6 protein-coding genes and 1 pseudogene are annotated in these 6,123 nt (G+C 63.3%); 2 read left to right on the forward strand and 5 right to left on the reverse strand.

Annotation, left to right across the window (positions count from 1 at the left end):
* The first annotated feature begins 883 nt into the window (after positions 1 to 883).
* Positions 884 to 1,591, forward strand: a complete 708-nt coding sequence (locus ACP7AU_RS17230; RefSeq protein WP_426052207.1) for an IS6 family transposase — start codon at positions 884 to 886, stop codon at positions 1,589 to 1,591.
* 74 nt (positions 1,592 to 1,665) lie between these two features.
* On the opposite strand, the gene ACP7AU_RS17235 is transcribed toward ACP7AU_RS17230, so the two are convergent.
* The 4 genes from ACP7AU_RS17235 to ACP7AU_RS17250 all read right to left on the reverse strand — a co-directional run bounded on the left by ACP7AU_RS17235 (position 1,666) and on the right by ACP7AU_RS17250 (position 5,272).
* On the reverse strand, positions 1,666 to 2,184 hold the full coding sequence (locus ACP7AU_RS17235; RefSeq protein WP_426052208.1) for a 2'-5' RNA ligase family protein: 519 nt from the start codon (positions 2,182 to 2,184) through the stop codon (positions 1,666 to 1,668).
* Between the two features lie 3 nt (positions 2,185 to 2,187).
* The gene (locus tag ACP7AU_RS17240; protein ID WP_426052209.1) at positions 2,188 to 3,129 is read right to left on the reverse strand and encodes a histone deacetylase family protein; all 942 of its coding nucleotides are present in this window, start codon (positions 3,127 to 3,129) and stop codon (positions 2,188 to 2,190) included.
* Between the two features lie 152 nt (positions 3,130 to 3,281).
* Positions 3,282 to 4,793, reverse strand: a complete 1,512-nt coding sequence (locus ACP7AU_RS17245) for a PH domain-containing protein (protein ID WP_426052210.1) — start codon at positions 4,791 to 4,793, stop codon at positions 3,282 to 3,284.
* Positions 4,790 to 5,272 carry a PH domain-containing protein gene (locus ACP7AU_RS17250; RefSeq protein WP_426052211.1) on the reverse strand — a complete coding sequence of 161 codons (483 nt, stop codon included), beginning with the start codon at positions 5,270 to 5,272 and terminating at the stop codon, positions 4,790 to 4,792. Before ACP7AU_RS17250 ends, ACP7AU_RS17245 begins: the two co-directional genes overlap by 4 nt.
* 227 nt (positions 5,273 to 5,499) lie before the next feature.
* Between ACP7AU_RS17250 and ACP7AU_RS17255 the strand changes: the two genes are divergently transcribed.
* The gene (locus ACP7AU_RS17255; protein ID WP_426052212.1) at positions 5,500 to 5,907 is read left to right on the forward strand and encodes a dihydroneopterin aldolase; all 408 of its coding nucleotides are present in this window, start codon (positions 5,500 to 5,502) and stop codon (positions 5,905 to 5,907) included.
* Between the two features lie 114 nt (positions 5,908 to 6,021).
* Here the strand turns inward: ACP7AU_RS17255 and ACP7AU_RS17260 are convergent.
* Positions 6,022 to 6,123, reverse strand: a pseudogene (locus ACP7AU_RS17260) (IS5/IS1182 family transposase); the annotation flags it as partial.

Below are 6,123 nucleotides of genomic sequence, written 5' to 3' on the forward strand. Positions count from 1 at the left end.
ACCCTTCTCGACCACGAACGGCTCGAAGAACGCCCACTCCGCATCCGACATCAAACCACGAACCATGGCTGCTCTCCGCAAAGAACAGCCTTGAATCAGCGATCAAGCGATTTGGGAATCCTCTTTGTCCACACGGCCTAGGGAATGGCGAAAAGCCCTGAGCGCGCCCAAGCGAGTTGGACCCGATCCGCGTTCTACGTACGGGCCAGCGGCGTGTGAACGGCCGCATAAACAGGCCGGACGCGCGGCAGCACCTGATTGCGCGCCAGGTGATCGAAAAACCGCTTGGATCCGAAGGGGCGGCCGCACGCGCCATTCCGCCGAATGAGGAAGGTAGTTAGCTGACTGCCACCACTCGCGGGGCTTGTATTCAGCCGCGAAACAAAAACTCGACTAACCCCGTCATACTCACTGCAAGAACCACGACGACCGCCATTACGACCGAACGTTGATCGAGCAGCGGAGATGGTCGTTTTGTCGAGGGAGAAGTGAGTTGAGATTTACGCTGCATCGGTTTGGCCTCGGTTAGAGGCATTAAAACGATTTATCTTTTTAGTTGTTCCGTCCCCAGCCCAAGCGACAGCAGGCCCGGTCCAGGGCCTCGACCACGTTTTCTGAGCGGTAGGCGAACGGTGGATCGATCGCCGGCGAGAAGCGGCTGAAGGTGGACGTGCGCGAACCGCGCTGAGAGTCGCGTCAGCTGAAGCATTCGCTCGCATACCACTCTGACAGAAACGTCCGCTACCCACCCTTAGCCGCAGTTCGAAGCGTCCGATTTCGGGCAGCGGGGCCGGATGTCCGATTTCGGGCCTGATGCCAATGTCGGGCTCTGTCAGCCCAAACTTAGGCCGGCGGTAAGGGGGGGGGCGGCTAGCTCTTTGGGATGGCCAAGAGCACCAACCCTTTCCGCTACTTCGACAGCTCGCCGGAGGTGATCCGGACGGTGGTGATGATGTACGTGAAGTACCCGCTGTCGCTCCGGAACGTGGAGGACCTGCTGGCCGAGCGTGGCATCGACATCTGCCATGAGACGGTGCGCCTGTGGTGGAACCGGTTCGGCCCGATGTTCGCAGCGGAGATCCGCAGGAAGCGGGTTCAGAAGACGCGCGCGTTCACCCACTGGAGGTGGCATCTCGACGAGGTCTACGTGAAGATCAACGGCGAGATGCATTACCTCTGGCGCGCCGTGGATCAGGAGGGCGAGGTGCCGGAATCCTTTGCCAGCAAGACCCGGGACAAGGCCGCGGCGCTGACGTTCATGAAGAAGATTATGAAGCGGCACGGTCGCGCCAAGGCCATCACGACCGACGGGCTGCGCTCCTACAAGGCCGCAATGAGGGAGCTGGGCAACACCGCCAGCCAGGAGGTCGGCCGTTTGGCGAACAACAGGGTTGAGAACTCCCATCTGCCATTCCGACGACGAGAACGGGCCATGCTGAGGTTCCGGCAGATGAAGACGCTGCAGAAGTTTAGCTCAGTCCACGCCGCCTTCCACAACCACTTCAATCAGGATCGCCACCTCATCAGCAGAGAGACATACAAAGCCCAACGCTCAGCCGCCCTGGCCGAGTGGCAGACGCTCGCCAGATAGGCATCGCGTCATCTGCCCATAATGTGTCACTTGGAGACAAGCTAGCGTTGGACTGACAGCACCGTCGCAATGGCTCATGGCTCGTCGAACTCAAATCGTTCGACGAGCGCCCAAGGCCCTCCGAGATAGCGCCAGAGCAGCAGGCCTTCGGCGAAGATGTGGAATGGCTCGAACTCCATTTGCAGGTGCTCGAGCAGCAGGCGGGCGTCACCCGGATCCGTCTTGTTCTGGATGGTGATGTGGGGCCGGAACGGGGCCTGATCCTGACGCGTAAGCCAGGGTGAGAAAGCTTCCGCCAGCTCTGCTCGCATTCGTTCGAGGTCAGGAGAGGCGAGCCGGTAGGCAACGCCGTGATCGAGGGACCAAGGGCCTCGCACGTCTAGCTGAAGAGGGCGGCGGCGTTTGCACGCCGCCTTCAGCGTCTGCGCCACGGCGCGCTCATGTACGCCCGGAAGAGCGTGCAAGAGTGTCAGATGCGCGGGGACCTTGTTGCGGTGCCGCGGGAAGTGCGACTGACGCAAGTCCTCAAACCAGGCGAACGCCCCGTCATCCATGGCGGCCGTGACGATCAGGGGAGGGTGTTCGTCGAACATCGCTCAGCCGGCCGGCCGGGCCAGCCCGCTGCGCCAAGCGTCAGCAGCAGCGCGGTGCAGAGTGGCATGGCGGCGCGCCAACCGGTTGATGTCGCTGTCGTAGCCGCCGCCAATCACGCCAACGACCGGCGCTACAGGCAAGCAGGTCTCCAGAACATAGGCGTCACGCGCGAATAGGCCTTCGTCGGTCAGGGCCAGCCTACCGAGACGGTCGCTCTCATGCGGGTCGACGCCGGCGATGTAGAAGATGAGGTCGGGCTCGACGCGCTCGAGCAGGACAGGAAGTGTCGCTCGCAACTCGGCCAAGTAAGCTTCATCGCCGGTCCCATCCGGTAGGTCGACGTCCAGATCGCTTGGGCCGCGTCGCACGGGATAGTTCTTCTCGCCGTGCATGGAGAACGTAAAAACCCGCGGCTCGTGCTCGAAGATAAAAGCGGTGCCGTCGCCCTGGTGCACGTCCAGATCGACGACAAGTGCCTTACGGATTTCGCCAGCGTCGATCATCGCGCGGCCGACCACGCCGATGTCATTGAAGACGCAGTAGCCTGCGCCGCCCTTTGGTCCCGCATGGTGGCTGCCGCCGGCGGTGTTACAGGCCAAACCATAGCGAAGCGCTAGACGCGCCGCCATCAGGGTGCCGCCTACCGCCGCCTGCACCCTATCCGAGACACCTCGGGTCACCGACATGCCGATGACCCGCTCGACGTTAGGCGGAACGGCGGCATCCAGCACCTGACGCACGTAGCCGGGGTCGTGCACGGCGGCGAGCAACTCGAAGCTGGCGGGTTCGGGGGTATGTAACCCCTCAGGCCCGATCAGACCCTCTTCCTCCAGCACCTGAGCCAGTCGAGCATATTTTTCCATGGGGAAGCGATGCCCAGGCGGAAGCATAGCGCTGTACGCCGGGTGGTAGACGACCGGGGGAAGAGGGCGCGCCGTGGACATGCTGGCTAGGTGATAACATCCTGGCGGCTGCGAGGCTTCATCTGCGCCAGCTGCTAACGTTGGAGGTCCGCTTTTCGACTTTGTCCCACTGTCCGCACTTGGCGCAGAGCCGCTATGTCCGACCGGGTTGGACGCCCGTCCTTCTACCTGACCTACCGGGCGTTTCCGTGAGTTGTCCCTCCCAGATTACTTGCGCGTTCGAGGAGGTCGCCGACGAATGCTGAGGCCTGGTCCACATCGATGTCTTGGATATGTGGAGTGTCGATGCCGCATCCACCGGCGGTGTCGATCCGCACCGTGGCGATCCCGAGCAGCCGCTGGATCGGTCCGCGCCGCACCGTGACGGCCTGGACATTGCCGTAGGGGATGGTCCAGTCGCGCTGCTTGAGGACCCCTCGCGATACCTGTACGCTGGTCTCGGCGAGCGCGTACCGGTGATAGCGCGGCCGCAGCAGCGCGACCGCTAGCGGAGCGGGCATCGTGAAAAGAAGTAGGGCGGCAAGCGGGAAGACGGTAGTAGCGCCCAGGATGATCGCGGTCGGCAACAAGACGAAAGCGACGAGGGCACGCACGCCGTGCAAGGCCGAGACCGACCGCAGCAGCGACCGCTCGAAGGGCGGAAGTCCGGCTAAGGCGATGATGGGAGCCAGTTCTGCAGGCCGCGCAAAAGGAGCGAGTTCCTGGCGGCCAGAGAGGTGATCGCTGCCGCCGAGCGTCTGGACCTTGAGTGCCGACCAGCCCAACCGACCGCTCACGGCACCGCGCTCGATTAGGCTGAGCTGGATTTGGCGCTTGGCCACCACCACCTCGGTGCGTGTCAACAGGCCCCGGCTGTAGCGAAACCGGCCCTCAGCATAGGCGAGTTTGAAGCGGAAGTTCTGCAACGTCGTCCGGATGACGCCGGCCAGCACTCCGACTGCCAAAGCCAGACCAGCCGCAGCCAGGACGACCGGTCCATTGATGTTCGATCTCAGCGTCTGCTCAGAAACGCCGAGCAGGTCCAGCCATTGGTCCCAGCCATAGCCGAGCGCCTGGTTCAGATACTGGCCGACGCCGAGAATGGCTGCGACCCAGACGAGCGAGAAGCTGAACAGTCCGGAGTAGAGCAGGCGGGGCAGCCCTAATCTGAACAGGATGGCTTCGGCCTCGTCCTCGGCTTCCCGGCCGGCGGCCTCCGCGGGGGCGCCTTTCGTTCGAAGGCCCCGGAGCACTTCTCGAAGCCGATACGCCTCCGCGAGGCTGACGCTGTCGAGCTGACCCTCGTCGGCCTCCCCGCCACCGGTCTCGATGCGGACCTGTGCAAGACCCAGCAGTCGTGACAAGGGCCCCTGTTTGATCGAGACATCCTGCATCCGTTCGGCCGGGATCGATCGGCGGGTCCTATTGATCAGGCCGCGTGCGATGACGAGCTGCCCTGGCAGGATCTGGTAGGTGAAGGTCCGCCAGCGAAGCCAGCTGGAGACCAGAATGAGGCCCCCCAGCAGCGACATCCCCGCGATCAGCAGCCCGATCGCCGCGCTTCTGCCGCGCGAGGCGACGAGGATCGCTGGCAAGACGAGGAGGATGGAGGGCGAGTTCTGCAGGACCTTGATGAGGATGGTGCGCGGGTCGAGGCGGCGCGGCGGCAGAGTCTCGGCCACGCTCGAAGGATCGGGTTCGCTCACCAGGGCGCGTCGCTGATCCGGCCGCGGATCGCATCGCGGATTTCCTCGGCACGCTGGCGGCTTATGCCAGGGAGCACCACAAGGCTGTTCTCGGTGCCGGCGGTGTGCAGGCTGAGGGTTGCGACACCCGCGCTGCGCTCGATGGGACCTTGGCTCACATCGATGTGCTGGACGCGAGAGAGCGGCACGATCGTGTGTGCGCGCGTCAGCCAGCCGGACGCGACGTGCAGTTCTCTGTCGGTAAAGGCATAGCCCCACCGACGCCAGCGCCCCGGAACGAGGACGACGATGGCCAGGAAGGCCAGTGCAATGACGGGTCCAGCGACGACCCCCGGGGGGAGGCCGAGACGCCATTGCAGATAGCCGTCAGCCACCGCCGCCATCGCTGCGAAGATCAGCCATCCAAGGCCTGACCGAACGCGTAGGACCGTGAGGTAGCCGCGCTCCAGCGATTGCAGCTTTACGAGTTCGACCGCCATCGCTGCCTTATGCGCCATCGGGTACCAACGGCTCAAGCGCCGTCCGATCTGGCGGGATGGCCGTCGACCCGCGCGCAGCCTCCTCGGAAACCGCGCGCAGCCTGTGCGCCACGAAAGTGTAGATTGGCACACTCATCTTCACGTGCGACCCGATGGCTCACTGCAGAATATCAAATGTGCACTGACAGAGGCAGTTCGCTATCAGGGCGCGGTTCACCGGCAGACAGTTGACCAACGACATGACGCGCTACAGCACGATCGAGCTTCGTGACCTCGTACTTGCGGTCCAAATCGGAACGTATGGTCCCGGCGACGTGGTCCCTGAGCGTCATCAGCTCGACCTCACGCTCATGGTCGCCACGAGCCTCATTCTCATCGACGAAGAAGAAATGACGCGCGTTTTCGATTATGATCCGCTGATTATGCGCATCGACCAGATCGCGCGCGCAACGCATTACGCGACGCAAGAGCGCGTGGTCACGCTGATTGCAAGTGCCTGCGCCGCGTATGCCGAAATCGAATCGCTCCACATCTACCTGCGTAAGCAGCCTGTGCTCGCCGGCACCGGCACACTCGGTGTTCGGCTCGTACTGAATGGCGACGACCTCGCGGAGCTCAGGAAAGCCGGGGCCTAGCCCGTACACGGAACACGGTGTCCTTAGGGGCCAGCCACTGCCCTTGCCAATCGCTCTCACGGTCAAACCGGGCGCGTCTGTGGTGTGCACCGAGGTGTAGGTGGTGTGGACAAAGTGTCTGATCCACAGTCGGATGGATGCGACGACGACGAAGCCGAGGAAGCTGTCGGCGGTCTTGTCGTATCGGGTAGCCAGTCGTCGGCTGTGTTTGAGCTT

The sequence above is a fragment of the Brevundimonas sp. SL161 genome (genome assembly GCF_049896985.1).
GTDB lineage: Bacteria > Pseudomonadota > Alphaproteobacteria > Caulobacterales > Caulobacteraceae > Brevundimonas.

Coding starts and splice junctions, on each gene's coding strand:
- ACP7AU_RS17250 (WP_426052211.1), bottom strand. CDS start 5,272: ATGGCGGTCGAACTCGTAAAGCTGCAATCGCTGGAGCGCGGCTACCTC.
- ACP7AU_RS17235 (WP_426052208.1), bottom strand. CDS start 2,184: ATGTTCGACGAACACCCTCCCCTGATCGTCACGGCCGCCATGGATGAC.
- ACP7AU_RS17230 (WP_426052207.1), top strand. CDS start 884: ATGGCCAAGAGCACCAACCCTTTCCGCTACTTCGACAGCTCGCCGGAG.
- ACP7AU_RS17240 (WP_426052209.1), bottom strand. CDS start 3,129: ATGTCCACGGCGCGCCCTCTTCCCCCGGTCGTCTACCACCCGGCGTAC.